We start from the raw sequence: 12815 nt of genomic DNA, 5'->3' as shown, positions 1-12815 counted from the left end.
CGCCTTGATCAGGTGTACCCCGCTCGAGGAAGAATCCGCACCATGGCCATCATCAACAATGCCCTGTCCGGCGCGCTTGCCGCCCAGGTCGCGCTGACCACCAGCAGCCACAATATTGCCAACCTGCAGACCAAGGGCTATACCCGCCAGGCCGCCCTGCTCGGCGCGGTCGGTCCGGACGCCAACCCGCGCTCGCCGGGCAACGGCGTGCAGGTGTCTTCCCTGCTGCGCTTCTCGGACAACTACAAGAGCCAGGCCATGTGGCGCGCCGCCGCCGACCTCGGCGCCTATTCGCAGACCCAGCCCTACCTGAGCCAGCTCGAAAACGTGATGGGCGACGAGACCGCCAGCCTGTCGGCCGGCATCGACCAGTTCTTCGGCGCGCTCAACGCGGTGGCCGGCGACCCCGGTTCGACCCCGCTGCGCCAGCAGGTGCTGACCTCGGCCGCCCTGATGGCGGAACGTTTCAACGGCCTGAACAACGTCTTCAACGCCCAGCTGCAGTCGGTGCGCAACCAGCGCAGCGCAATCGTCGATTCGGCCAACGCCCAGATCGCCACCATCGCGCGCCTGAACCAGCAGATCAGCGAAGCGCAGGCCGGCGGCCTGAGCTCGTCCAGCCTGATCGACGCGCGCGACCAGGCCATCGACGAGCTGGCCAGCAAGATGGCGCTGGAAGTTTCGGACAACGGCGACGGCACCCGCGACATCTCGCTGAAAACCGGCCAGGCCCTGGTGCTGGGCAGCATGCACGGCAGCCTGAAGGCGGCGCCGACCGCCACCTCGCCACAGGAATTCTCGCTGAGCTTCGCCGGCACCACCTACGTCCTCGACGCCGGCAAGCTCGGCGGCCAGCTGGGCGGCCTGGCGAAATACGAAACCGAAAAGCTGGTGCCGCTGCAAACCGGCATCGGCGACATGGCGAGCCAGATCGCCAGCAAAGTCAATGCCCAGCTCGTGCTCGGCTACAAGGCCGACGGCGTCGCCGGCCCGCCACTGACGGCCACGCCGGGCGAAGCCCTGTTCGTGTTCACCCCGGGCGGCGGCGCCGACATGCTGAAGGTCGTCGGCACCCTCGAGGCGGCCGACCTCGCCTTCTCCGCCGACGGCAATCCGGGCGACACCGGCAACCTGCAGAAACTGGTCGCCATCAAGAGCCAGTCGATCTCGGTGACCAGCATCGGCAGCGTGCTGCTGAGCGATGCCGACGCCCAGCTGGTCGGCAAGCTCGGCGTCGACAGCCAGCTCAACAAGGCTGCGCTGAAGACCACCCAGACCGTGCGCACCCAGTCGGTGGACGACTGGCAGTCAACCAGCGGCGTGAACCAGGATGAGGAAGCGGTCAACCTCGTCGAATACCAGAACATGTACCAGGCGAACATGAAAGTCATTGCCATCGCCAACCAGCTCTTCGACGCCACGCTGGCGATGATGGGCTAAAGGAACCACCATGCGTATCGCTACCTCCCAGTACCAATCGACGATGAACCAGTCGCTCCAGAACAACCAGGAGCGCATCACCCACCTGACGCAGCAGCTGGCATCCAACAAGCGCATCATGGTGCCGTCGGACGACCCGGTCGACAGCGTACGCCTGGCACGCCTGGCGCGCGAAGAAGCGACGGTGCAGCAGTACCGCGACAACATTGCTTCGATCAAGATTCGCATGACCAAGACCGAGGGCATCCTGCAGAACATGGCGGACGAGCTCATTCCGGGACGCGATCTGCTGGTCTGGGCTTCCGATGGCAGCAATGCGCCGCAAGACCTGAACGCCATGGTGTCCCCGCTCGAATCGCTGCGCGAAAGCCTGTTCTATGGCGCCAACTCGATCGACCAGGAAGGCAACTACAATTTTTCGGGCACCCTGACCAGGACCGCGCCGATCGCCTACGATCCGGCTGCCCCGCTCGGTTCGCGCTACACCTACGTCGGCAACACGAATTCGCAACAGGTCGTGGTCGGCAACGGCATCACCCAGCCGGCCAACCAGAACCTGCAAGGCATCGAACAGCTGCTGAACCGCCTTGACCAGGCGATCGTCGGCCTGAAAGCGCCGACCGCCTCGGCCAACGACCCGGCGCTGCGTGCGACCCTGAGCAGCACCCTGGACGGCTTCGACGGCGCCCTCAACCTGCTGAGCAGCAAGGTGGCCACCCTGGGCGGTGCGCAGAACATCATGAAGACGCTGGACGCCAACCACGCCAACATCAGCCTGTCGAACAAGATGGCGATCACCGACATCGGCACGCTCGACGTCGGCGAAGCGGCCACCTCGCTCAACGCCTATTCGACTGCCCTGCAGGCCACCTACAAGGCCTACAGCCGCATCGGCACCCTGTCCCTGTTCTCGATGTTGTAATACGATAATCCAGCATGGAAGCTGCCCTCCGTCCGGCCAACCCGGCCAACTCGCCGATCAACAATTCCGTTGCCGCCGCCTCGACCGCCGCGGCGGCGCGCGCCAATGCGATCAAGCCTGCCGACCCGGACAGCCGTGTCGTTACCCCGCCCCCTGCCGCTGCCCCGCTCCAGCGCGGCCTCAGGTGGGATACGCGCACGCAGGGCGACGTTGCCCGGGCCCAGCAGGCACTCGACTACCTGGCGCGCGTCGCCTCCCAGCTCGAGGCCCTGAAGGCCGACCTTAGCGCCAAGATCTCCGGCCGCGGCGATCCGGCGCGCCAGATCGAAGCGCGGTCCCAGCAGCTCGCCACGGCGCTGGAGTCGCGCCGCAAGCAGTCCGGCGGCGGCGTCGACGCCCAGCTGGATTTCAGCGACGGCCAGCCCGCCATGACGCGCTTCCGGATCCGCGGCTTCGACCTCGCCTCGCTGCAGTCGGCCGGCCAGCAAACCTATGCCTTCTCGGTGGGCAGCGCCGGTGGCCCGCAGCTGACTGCCACCATCGAGCCCGGCATGACGCCGGAAGAGATCGCCGCCCGCCTCGACCGCACCCTGTCGCCGGTGAAAGTCCGCGTCTCGCTGGACAGGCAACAGCAGCTGGTGTTCAGCGCACCGGAATCCGAGTGGGTCGGCATGAAGGATGCGATCGCGATCTCGGGCCGCGGCCGTGTCGACGTGGCCGAAGACCCGGCCGGCCTCGCGCCGGAACAGTGGAATGTCGGCAACCCGGACGCGCTGCGCCAGAGCCTGCGCGAAGTGGTACAGGCCCTGGCGCGGGTGCGCCGTTCGCAGGAAGCAGCCAGCGCCGCACTGAGTGCGGCCATGGCGCGTGTCGAACAAGCAGCCATCCCGGAAGCGGAGCTGGCGGCCATCAGCGGTGACTTCGCGGCCACCGCGGCCAGCCACGATTACCAGTCGCTGCTGGCGATCACCTCGGCCCTGGTCGGCGTGAGCCGCGAACGGGTACAAGCGCTGCTCGGACTGCGCTGATCGGTCCCGATCATGAAAAAGCCCTCCGGCGCCAGGCGCCGGAGGGCTTTTTTACTGCTTGCGTGCTGTTAAAAGCGTTTAGAAGCCGTACTTCAGGCCGGCGCTCCAGACGTTGGCGCGGGCGCCGAAGTCCTTGGACTTGCCGTAACGCTCATATTCCGCCACCAGTGCCGTGTTCTGGTTCAGCTTGTACTCCACGCCGACGCCGGCGTAGCCGCTGGTGTCATCCTGCTTGAAGTTGCCCACGTTGGTGTTCAGCTTGCGCTCGCTGTGCGAGATGCCCAGCTTGCCGTAGGCCGACACCTGCTCGTTCACCGGCATGGTGTACTTGGCGGCGACATAGGTGCCGTAGCCTTCGGTGTTGCCGCGCACGCCGCCATTGGCGAAGTCGGTCTTGTGGTGGTTGGTCCAACCCGCCTCGACACCCATGCGCTCGTCGAACTGGTAGCCGGCGAACAACTTGCCGTCGGCCTTGTGCGCGTCAACGGTGCTGTTCTTGGCAGTCACGGCGCTGGCGCCGACATAGCCGCGCCCGGCATTGGTCTGGGCCTGGGCGGTACCGGCAACGGCGGCGGTGGCGATCAGTGCAATCATCAGCTTTTTCATGCGAACTCCCTTCAATAATCTTCATCTGGCTCGCAATTCACAATGAATCGCGTTGTAGACACAATAGCAAACCCGGCCGGCTGAGCCCAGTGCAAACCTGGTAAGAACTGTAACAAGATGCAAAATTGAGACCAGATCCGCACTTATGTGCGCCAGATGACGGACGATGCCGTGAAGTCAGCCGGGCGCGGAAGCATGCGAAAATATTAATTCCACCTCAGGGTCAGGTCTGACATCTGGACACGAACTCAAGCATGCCGTGTTTGTACTGCTCAGTCCGTGTCCGAATGTCAGACCTGACCCCAGGCTGAAGAATAAAAAAACCCGCTGCAAGCAGCGGGTTCTCTTGGAGCAGCCTAGAGGCCGATTACGCGCCTTCGCGGCTCGCCTTCTTGCGCTCGTGTTCCTTCAGGAAACGCTTGCGCAGACGGATCGACTTCGGGGTGATCTCGACCAGTTCGTCGTCTTCGATGAACTCGACGGCGTATTCCAGCGACATCTGGATCGGCGGCACCAGGCGCACGGCTTCGTCGGTACCCGACGAACGCACGTTGGTCAGCTGCTTGCCCTTGATCGGGTTGACGACCAGGTCGTTGTCGCGCGAGTGGATGCCGATGATCATGCCTTCGTACACCGGGGTGTTGTGCTCGACGAACATGCGGCCGCGGTCCTGCAGCTTCCAGATCGCGTAGGCGACGGCGGCGCCGTCATCCTGCGAGATCAGCACGCCGTTGCGGCGGCCGGCGAGGTCGCCCTTGCTGGTGTCGACCGGCGCGTATTCGTGGAACACGTGGCTCATCAGGCCGGTACCGCGGGTCAGGGTCATGAACTCGCCCTGGAAACCGATCAGGCCACGGGCCGGGATCAGGTACTCGAGGCGGACACGGCCCTTGCCGTCCGATTCCATGTTCTGCAGGTCGCCACGGCGGCGGCCCAGCTCTTCCATCACGCCGCCCTGGTTCACTTCTTCCACGTCGACGGTCAGGTTTTCGTACGGCTCGCACTTGACGCCGTCGATTTCCTTGAAGACCACGCGCGGACGCGACACCGCGAGCTCAAAGCCTTCGCGGCGCATGTTTTCCAGCAGAATGGTCAGGTGCAGTTCGCCACGGCCCGAGACTTCGAAGATCGTGTCGTCGTCGGTCGGCAGCACGCGCAGCGCCACGTTCGACTTCAGTTCGCGCTCGAGGCGGTCGCGCAGCTGGCGGCTGGTGACGAACTTGCCTTCGCGGCCGGCCAGCGGCGAGGTGTTGACCATGAAGTTCATGGTCAGGGTCGGCTCGTCGACGGTCAGCATCGGCAGCGCTTCCGGGGTATCGACGGCGGTCACGGTCACGCCGATGCCGATGTCTTCGATACCGTTGATCAGGACGATGTCGCCGGCCATGGCTTCTTCGACCTGCACGCGCTCCAGGCCCTTGAAGTTCAGCACCTGGTTAATGCGGCCCTTGACCGGGTTCTTGTCGTCCTGGCCGTTCAGCACCAGCACGTCCATGCCCGGCTTGATGCGGCCGCGGTTGATGCGGCCGATGCCGATCTTGCCGACGTACGAGGAGTAGTCCAGCGAGGTGATCTGCATCTGCAGCGGGCCGTCCGGATTGTCGTCACGCACCGGCACGTATTTCAGGATGGCATCGAACAGCGGCTTCATGTCGCCGCTGCGCACGCTCTCGTCCAGGCCGGCGTAGCCGTTCAGGCCCGAGGCGTAGACGATCGGGAAGTCCAGCTGCTCGTCGGTGGCGCCGAGCTTGTCGAACAGTTCGAAGGTCTGGTTGATCGCCCAGTCAGGACGTGCGCCCGGACGGTCGACCTTGTTGACCACGACGATCGGCTTGAGGCCCAGGGCCAGCGCCTTGCGGGTCACGAAGCGGGTCTGCGGCATCGGGCCTTCCTGGGCATCGACCAGCAGCAGCACCGAGTCCACCATCGACAGCACGCGCTCGACCTCGCCGCCGAAGTCGGCGTGGCCCGGGGTGTCGACGATGTTGATGTGGGTGCCTTCGTACTCGACCGCGCAGTTCTTCGAGAGAATCGTGATACCGCGTTCTTTTTCGATGTCGCCGGAGTCCATCACGCGGGTGTCCACCGCCTGGTTTTCACGGAAGGTGCCGGATTGGCGCAGCAGCTGGTCCACCAGGGTGGTCTTGCCGTGGTCAACGTGGGCGATGATTGCGATATTACGAATCGCGCGTTTGGTGTCTGACATGTGTGTTTTCAACAGTGAATGTTGCGTGATGGTCGGAGGCGGCGATGATCATTACCGTTTACCGTAGCCCGCTACTATAGCACGCTATGTGGCTTGCTGCGCTGCAGCGAGCGGGAATTTCGACGAAAACTAGCGTTGATACTAGCGCCAATTCATTGCGGGAGGATGACGCTTGGGAGCCGCCGGCGCGCCGTAGCGCGCCAGCAACGGTAAGCGGGCGCTTACTGCTGCGCCGCGATCAGGCGCTCGGGCGCCAGGATCGCATATTCCTGCAGGTGCGCGGTACCGAGCAACTTCCCCTCATGGTAGACCCGCACCCGGCCCAGCTCGCTCGGGACGTTTACCGGTTCCTTGCCCAGCGCCAGGCGCTGGCCGTTCAGGAAGCGCTTCGCCAGCTCCGCCGTGAGTTCGACCGACGGGAAGCTCGACAGCAGCGCATCGACCGGGGCCAGCAGCGAAAGCGGATCGGCGTGCGCCTGCAGGTCTTCCAGCGTGATCATGCGCTCGGTGGAGAGCGCCCCCACCTGCACCCGGCGCAGCGCGTTCAGGTGCGCGCCGCAGCCGAGCGCGGCGCCGATATCCTCGCCCAGCACGCGCACATAGGTGCCCTTGCTGCAGGTAACCAGGATCTTCAGGAGCGGCGCCGTATACTCGACCAGGGACAAGGCGTGGATGGTCACGGGCCGCGCTTCGCGCTCGAGCGTGATGCCTTCGCGCGCGTACTCGTACAGCGCCTTGCCGTCGCGCTTGAGCGCGGAATACATGGGCGGGACCTGGAAGATGGGACCGCGAAAGCGCGCCAGCGCGGCTTCGACCTGCTCGCGCGTCACGTCGACCTCGCGCTGCTCGATGAGCTCCCCTTCGGTGTCGCCGGTGGTGGTCATGATGCCCAGGTGAACCACCGCCTCATAGGTCTTGTCGGCTTCCAGCAGGTCTTGCGAGAACTTGGTCGCTTCGCCGAAGCACAGCGGCAGCAGGCCGGTGGCGAACGGGTCCAGGGTGCCGGTATGGCCGGCCTTCTTGGCATTGAAGACGCGCTTGGCCTTCATCAGGGCGTCGTTCGAGGACAGGCCGACCGGCTTGTCGAGCAGGAGGACGCCGTCGACGAGGTCGCGCGGCTTTTTCGGGGGGCGGCTCACTCGCTGTCCGAATCTTCGTCCTGGCCGAAATCGGCGGCGCGGGTCGCGTTGGCCTGGTCGATCAGGGCCGACATGGCGAGGCCGCGGGTGGTCGAGGTGTCGTGCACGAAGTGCAGCTGCGGCAGCGTGTGGATGTGCAGGCGCTTGCCGAGCAGGTTACGCAGGTAGCCGGCGGCTTTCGACAGGCCTTCCAGGGTCTGCTTTACTTCTTCCGGGCTGTCCTTCAGCAGGGTGAAGTAGACCTTGGCGTGGGCGTAGTCCGGGGTCAGCTTGACTTCGCTGATGGTGACCATGCCGACACGCGGGTCCTTGAGTTCGAAGGCGATCAGTTCCGACAGGTCTTTCTGGATCTGGTCGGCGACGCGCAGGCCGCGCTGGGGGATGCTTTTGCTGTATTTTGCCATGATCTTACTGCAATGTTGTTCTTGTGAATGTCGGGCCAAAAAACAAGGGCCAGGCCCCTCGCGGCATCGCCGCGAAGCGTCCTGGCCCTCATGGTACGCCCAATGTCGAAATTACAGCGTACGCGCCACTTCAGTGACTTCGAACACTTCCAGGACGTCGCCGACCTGGATGTCGTTCATGTTCTTCAGCGACAGGCCGCACTCGAGACCGGCGCGGACTTCCTTCGCGTCGTCCTTGAAGCGCTTGAGCGAGTCGATCTCGCCGGTCCACACGACGATGTTGTTGCGCAGCAGGCGGACCGAGGAGGTACGCTTGACCACGCCATCGGTGACCAGGCAGCCCGCGATCGCGCCGACCTTCGACACCAGGATGACCTGGCGGATTTCCACCTGGCCGGTGATGGTCTCGCGCTTCTCCGGCGCCAGCATGCCCGACAGTGCCGTCTTGATCTCGTCGATCGCATCGTAAATGATGCTGTAGTAACGGATGTCGACGCCGTTGGCTTCGGCCAGCTTGCGCGCCTGGGCATCTGCGCGGGCGTTGAAGCCGATGATGACTGCCTTCGACGCGGTCGCCAGGTTGACGTCCGACTCGGTGATGCCGCCGACCGCCGCATGGACGATCTGCACGCGCACTTCCGAGGTCGACAGCTTCTGCAGCGAACCGACCAGCGCTTCCTGCGAACCCTGCACGTCGGTCTTGACGATGAGCGGCAGGTTCTTGACTTCGCCTTCGGCCATCTGGTCGAACATGTTCTCCAGCTTGGCGGCCTGCTGCTTCGCCAGTTTGACGTCGCGGAACTTGCCTTGACGGAACAGCGCGATTTCGCGCGCCTTGCGCTCGTCGGCCATCACCATCGCTTCTTCACCGGCGCTCGGCACTTCGGTCAGGCCCTGGATCTCGACCGGGATCGAGGGACCGGCTTCGGTCACCGACTTGCCGTTCTCGTCGAGCATCGCACGGACGCGGCCGAACGAGGAACCCGCCAGCACGACGTCGCCGCGCTTCAGGGTGCCCGACTGCACCAGGATCGTTGCAACCGGACCGCGGCCCTTGTCGAGGCGCGCCTCGACCACCAGGCCACGCGCCGGAGCTTCGGTCGGGGCGGTCAGTTCCAGCACCTCGGCCTGCAGCAGCACCTGTTCCAGCAGGTCGTCGATACCGGTACCGATCTTCGCGGAAACCGGCACGAACGGCGATTCGCCGCCGTACTCTTCCGGCACCACGCCTTCGGCCACCAGCTCCTGGGTGACGCGGTCGGCGTTGGCGCCCGGCTTGTCGATCTTGTTGATCGCCACCACCAGCGGCACGCCGGCAGCTTTGGCGTGGGCAATCGCTTCCTTGGTCTGCGGCATCACGCCGTCATCCGCCGCCACCACCAGGATGACGATGTCGGTCGCTTTCGCACCGCGGGCACGCATGGCGGTGAACGCCTCGTGACCCGGGGTATCCAGGAAGGTGACCATGCCGCGCGGGGTGTCCACGTGGTATGCACCGATGTGCTGGGTAATGCCGCCGGCTTCGCCCGCAGCGACCTTGGCGCGGCGGATGTAGTCCAGCAGCGAGGTCTTGCCGTGGTCGACGTGGCCCATGACGGTCACGACCGGCGCACGCGGCTTGGCCTCGAACTCGGCGTGCTCGCCCTGGTCGGCCAGCAGCGCTTCCGGATCGTCCACGGCGGCCGGGAAGGCCTTGTGGCCCATCTCTTCCACCAGGATCATCGCGGTTTCCTGGTCCAGCACCTGGTTGATGGTGCACATCTGGCCCAGCTTCATCAGCTGCTTGATGACTTCCGAGGCCTTCACCGACATCTTGTGGGCCAGTTCGGCCACGGTGATGGTTTCCGGCACGTGGACGTCCTTGACGATCGCCTCGGTCGGCGCCTGGAAGTTGCTTTCACGGTCGTCGCTGTGCGAACGACGGCCACCGCTGCGGCCGCCTGCGCGCCAGCCGTCACGGCCGGTACCCGCGCCAGGACCGCCGCGGCCCTTGCCGCCGCTCGGTGCGCCGCGCTTCTTGGCGTCGTCCGACCAGGTCGAGGAGACATTGGCCGACTTGATCGACTTCTTGTCGCCCGGCTTCTTGTCGCCCGGCTTGGCGTCACCCGGCTTCTTGTCGGCCGATGCGGCAGGCTTGTGCAGGGTGCCGGCCGGTGCTGCGGGAGCAGCCGGCTTCGGTGCAGGTTCCGGCGCCTTGATGACGCGGCGCGGCTGGCTCATCATGAGCTTGATCTGGGCCACTTCGTCGGCCACGGCCTTGCGTGCGCGCTCGGTGGCGGCAGCACGCTCGGCGGCTTCCTTGGCGGCTTCCTCGGCACGCTTCTTGGCCTCGGCGGCAGCGGCCTGGGCAGCTTCTTCGGCGGCGGCCGAGACCGGGGTCGCAGGCGCAGGAGCGCTCGCGGCGGCCTTCGCGGCAGCGGCAGCCTCGGCGGCTTCGCGCTTGGCCTTCTCGGCCGCGTCACGCTTGGCCTGCTCTTCAGCGGCCTTGGCCTGGGCGGCCTCTTCCGCTTCGAGCTTGGCCAGGCGTTCCTGCTTTTCACGCAGGTCCGCTTCCTGGCGGGCGATCAGCTCGGCCTGGCGGCGCGCGTCTTCGTCGCGGCGCGCCTGCTCGGCTGCATCGACCACCGGGGCGGCGGCTTCGGCGGCTTTCGGGGTGACCAGGTCGTCGCGCTGCACGAAGGTACGCTTCTTGCGGACTTCGACCTGGATGGTACGCGACTTGCCACTGGCGTCAGCCTGCTTGATCTCGGTGGTCTCCTTGCGGGTCACCGTGATCTTCTTCTTCTCGCCGGTTTCGGTCGCACCGTGGGTACGGCGAAGATGGTTCAGCAGCTTGTCCTTATCATCTTTCGACAAGGGATCTGACGTCGAACTTTTTTCGACGCCGGCCGAGCGCAGCTGTGTCAGCAGCAGGTCTGCGGGCATCTTCAGTTCGGTGGCAAATTGGGCTACGTTGTTACTCGCCATTCAGTCCTCTTTTCTATGTGTCGCTGAGATGATAAAGATTTGCAAATTACGCCTTGGCCGTTTCTGCCAGGCTCCAGGCCTTCGCCTGCAGCGCCTTGGCGCGGTCATCGTATTTGCTGTCGACCAGCTTCATCTCTTCGTCGGTCACATCACTAAATTCATTCTTGATCAGGTCGCGGGCACGGTCCGACGGCAGCGCCAGGATGGCGCCGAATTCGTCGTAGGCAAGTGCCGCGAATGCTTCGACCGTCTTGATCCCAGCCAGGCCGAGCTTGCCGGCGGTGGTGCGGTCCATGCCTTCCAGGTTCACGAGGGCTTCTTCCATCCCTTCGAGGCCTTCTTCGGAAGCGATCGCTTCAGTCACCAGCGCGTCACGGGCGCGGGTGCGCAGTTCGTTGACGGTATCTTCGTCGAACGACTCGATTTCCAGCATTTCGGAAATAGGGACGTACGCAATTTCTTCAAGGCTCGAGAAGCCTTCATCCACCAGGATGTCGGCCACTTCCTGGTCGACGTCCAGCTTTTCCATGAACAGCGCACGGATCGCAGCGGTTTCCTGGGCCACCTTGTTGGCCGATTCCTCGGCCGTCATGATGTTGATCTTCCAGCCGGTCAGCTCGGACGCCAGGCGCACGTTCTGGCCCGAACGGCCGATCGCGATCGCCAGGTTCTCTTCGTCGACCACCACGTCCATGGCGTGCTTGTCTTCGTCGACCATGATCGAGGAGACGTTGGCCGGGGCCAGGGCGCCAATCACGAACTGGGCCGGATCGTCCGACCACAGCACGATGTCCACGCGCTCGCCGCCCAGCTCGCCGGTCACGGCCTGCACGCGCGAACCGCGCATGCCGACGCAGGTGCCGATCGGGTCGATGCGCTTGTCGGCGGTGAACACCGCGATCTTGGCGCGCACGCCGGCGTCACGGGCAGCCGATTTGATCTGCAGCAGGCCCTGTTCGATTTCCGGCACTTCCAGCTCGAACAGCTTCATGATGAATTCCGGCGCGGTGCGCGACAGGATCACCTGCGGGCCGCGCATGTTGCGGTCCACGCGCAGGATGTAGGCGCGGACGCGGTCGCCGATGCGCAGGTTTTCCTTCGGGATCATCTGGTCGCGCGGCAGGCGCGCTTCGATCTTGCCCGATTCCACGATGGCATCGCCGCGCTCCATGCGCTTGATGGTGCCGGTGACGAGCGAATCGCCGCGCTCGAGGAAGTCCTGCAGGATCTGCTCGCGCTCGGCATCGCGCACGCGCTGCAGCACGACCTGCTTGGTGTCCTGGGCGAAGCGGCGGCCGAACTCGACCGATTCGATCGGGTCTTCGATGTATTCGTCCACTTCGATGTCGGGAATCTGTTCCTTGGCTTCGAAGTGCAGGATTTCCTGGTCGGGCAGCTGCAGGCCGGCCTCGTCGGGAACGACGTGCCAGCGGCGGAAGGTCTCGAATTCGCCGGAGTCGCGATCGATGCTCACGCGAATGTCGACCTCGCCTTCATAGCGTTTTTTCGTGGCTTGCGCGAGCGCGAACTCGAGCGCCCCGAAAACCACTTCCTTATCGACGTTCTTTTCGCGCGCAAGCGCATCCACCAGCAATAAAATTTCGCGACTCATGCTTTGCGACTCCTAAAATCCACCTGTGGCACCAAGCGTGCCTTGTCCAATTCGGCTAGCGTAAATTCCAACAACGCTGCGCCATCTTTATTTTCAAATTCCAGACCGACCTTGTCGCCTTCGACGCCGCGCAGGATACCGGTGAAGGTCTTCCGGTTCGCGGTGCCCGGCATGGCGACGCGCAGTTTCACCGTGCATTCGTGTCCGGCAAAGCGCGCAAAGTCGGCCAGGGTCCGCACCGGGCGATCGAGGCCCGGCGACGATATCTCAAGCCGTTCGTAATCCACATTCTCGACGGTGAGCACGTGCGACAACTGGTGGCTGACCGTGGCGCAGTCCTCGACCGTGATCGGCCCCTTCTCTTCCACGACATCAGCGGGGAAATCGATATACACGCGCAGGATCCCGCGCTCGCCCCGTTCGACGTCCACGAGTTCGTAGCCGAGGCCACTGACTGTTTTCGAGATGAGTTCAAACTGCTGCACGGCGCT

10 protein-coding genes are annotated in these 12815 nt (G+C 64.5%); 3 read left to right on the top strand and 7 right to left on the bottom strand.

What is annotated here, in order from left to right; all coding sequences use genetic code 11:
- Window positions 1–42: 42 nt before the first annotated feature.
- The 3 genes from flgK to FG94_RS24235 are packed head-to-tail and all read left to right on the top strand — an operon-like array spanning window position 43 to window position 3390.
- Window positions 43–1440: a flagellar hook-associated protein FlgK gene (gene flgK / locus FG94_RS24245; protein WP_036217063.1), complete on the top strand. Its 1398-nt coding sequence runs from the start codon at window positions 43–45 to the stop codon at window positions 1438–1440.
- 10 nt (window positions 1441–1450) lie between these two features.
- Window positions 1451–2362, top strand: coding sequence for a flagellar hook-associated protein FlgL (gene flgL, locus FG94_RS24240; RefSeq protein ID WP_036217060.1), 912 nt, complete (start codon window positions 1451–1453; stop codon window positions 2360–2362).
- 14 nt (window positions 2363–2376) lie between these two features.
- Window positions 2377–3390 carry a hypothetical protein gene (locus FG94_RS24235; RefSeq protein ID WP_036217058.1) on the top strand — a complete coding sequence of 338 codons (1014 nt, stop codon included), beginning with the start codon at window positions 2377–2379 and terminating at the stop codon, window positions 3388–3390.
- A gap of 78 nt (window positions 3391–3468) precedes the next feature.
- Here FG94_RS24235 and FG94_RS24230 read toward each other — a convergent pair whose 3' ends face one another.
- From FG94_RS24230 to rimP, 7 genes are all read right to left on the bottom strand, one after another.
- Window positions 3469–3996 carry a porin family protein gene (locus tag FG94_RS24230; protein ID WP_036217055.1) on the bottom strand — a complete coding sequence of 176 codons (528 nt, stop codon included), beginning with the start codon at window positions 3994–3996 and terminating at the stop codon, window positions 3469–3471.
- A 367-nt stretch (window positions 3997–4363) separates the two neighbouring features.
- Window positions 4364–6202 (bottom strand): translational GTPase TypA, encoded by a 1839-nt coding sequence (typA, locus tag FG94_RS24225; RefSeq protein WP_036217052.1) that lies wholly within the window; start codon window positions 6200–6202, stop codon window positions 4364–4366.
- Between the two features lie 221 nt (window positions 6203–6423).
- Window positions 6424–7341: a tRNA pseudouridine(55) synthase TruB gene (gene truB / locus FG94_RS24220; RefSeq protein WP_036217050.1), complete on the bottom strand. Its 918-nt coding sequence runs from the start codon at window positions 7339–7341 to the stop codon at window positions 6424–6426.
- Window positions 7338–7745, bottom strand: coding sequence for a 30S ribosome-binding factor RbfA (gene rbfA / locus FG94_RS24215; RefSeq protein WP_036217047.1), 408 nt, complete (start codon window positions 7743–7745; stop codon window positions 7338–7340). Before rbfA ends, truB begins: the two co-directional genes overlap by 4 nt.
- Before the next feature lie 111 nt (window positions 7746–7856).
- Complete coding sequence (gene infB, locus FG94_RS24210) at window positions 7857–10712, bottom strand: translation initiation factor IF-2 (RefSeq protein WP_036217044.1); 2856 nt, start codon at window positions 10710–10712, stop codon at window positions 7857–7859.
- A 46-nt stretch (window positions 10713–10758) separates the two neighbouring features.
- Window positions 10759–12324: a transcription termination factor NusA gene (gene nusA, locus FG94_RS24205; RefSeq protein WP_036217042.1), complete on the bottom strand. Its 1566-nt coding sequence runs from the start codon at window positions 12322–12324 to the stop codon at window positions 10759–10761.
- Window positions 12321–12809, bottom strand: coding sequence for a ribosome maturation factor RimP (gene rimP / locus FG94_RS24200; protein WP_036217039.1), 489 nt, complete (start codon window positions 12807–12809; stop codon window positions 12321–12323). The genes nusA and rimP overlap by 4 nt, the downstream gene beginning before the upstream one ends.
- Window positions 12810–12815 lie beyond the last annotated feature (6 nt).

This window comes from Massilia sp. LC238, from assembly GCF_000735635.1.
Taxonomy (GTDB): domain Bacteria; phylum Pseudomonadota; class Gammaproteobacteria; order Burkholderiales; family Burkholderiaceae_D; genus Telluria; species Telluria varians.
The sequence above is the reverse complement of the archived record's forward strand: the minus strand, read 5'-3'. Positions and strand labels throughout refer to the sequence as shown.

What these genes read in the sequence shown, in the direction of transcription:
- flgK (WP_036217063.1), top strand. Translation starts at nt 43, where the DNA reads ATGGCCATCATCAACAATGCCCTGTCCGGCGCGCTTGCCGCCCAGGTC.
- flgL (WP_036217060.1), top strand. Translation starts at nt 1,451, where the DNA reads ATGCGTATCGCTACCTCCCAGTACCAATCGACGATGAACCAGTCGCTC.
- FG94_RS24235 (WP_036217058.1), top strand. Translation starts at nt 2,377, where the DNA reads ATGGAAGCTGCCCTCCGTCCGGCCAACCCGGCCAACTCGCCGATCAAC.
- FG94_RS24230 (WP_036217055.1), bottom strand. Translation starts at nt 3,996, where the DNA reads ATGAAAAAGCTGATGATTGCACTGATCGCCACCGCCGCCGTTGCCGGT.
- typA (WP_036217052.1), bottom strand. Translation starts at nt 6,202, where the DNA reads ATGTCAGACACCAAACGCGCGATTCGTAATATCGCAATCATCGCCCAC.
- rbfA (WP_036217047.1), bottom strand. Translation starts at nt 7,745, where the DNA reads ATGGCAAAATACAGCAAAAGCATCCCCCAGCGCGGCCTGCGCGTCGCC.
- infB (WP_036217044.1), bottom strand. Translation starts at nt 10,712, where the DNA reads ATGGCGAGTAACAACGTAGCCCAATTTGCCACCGAACTGAAGATGCCC.
- nusA (WP_036217042.1), bottom strand. Translation starts at nt 12,324, where the DNA reads ATGAGTCGCGAAATTTTATTGCTGGTGGATGCGCTTGCGCGCGAAAAG.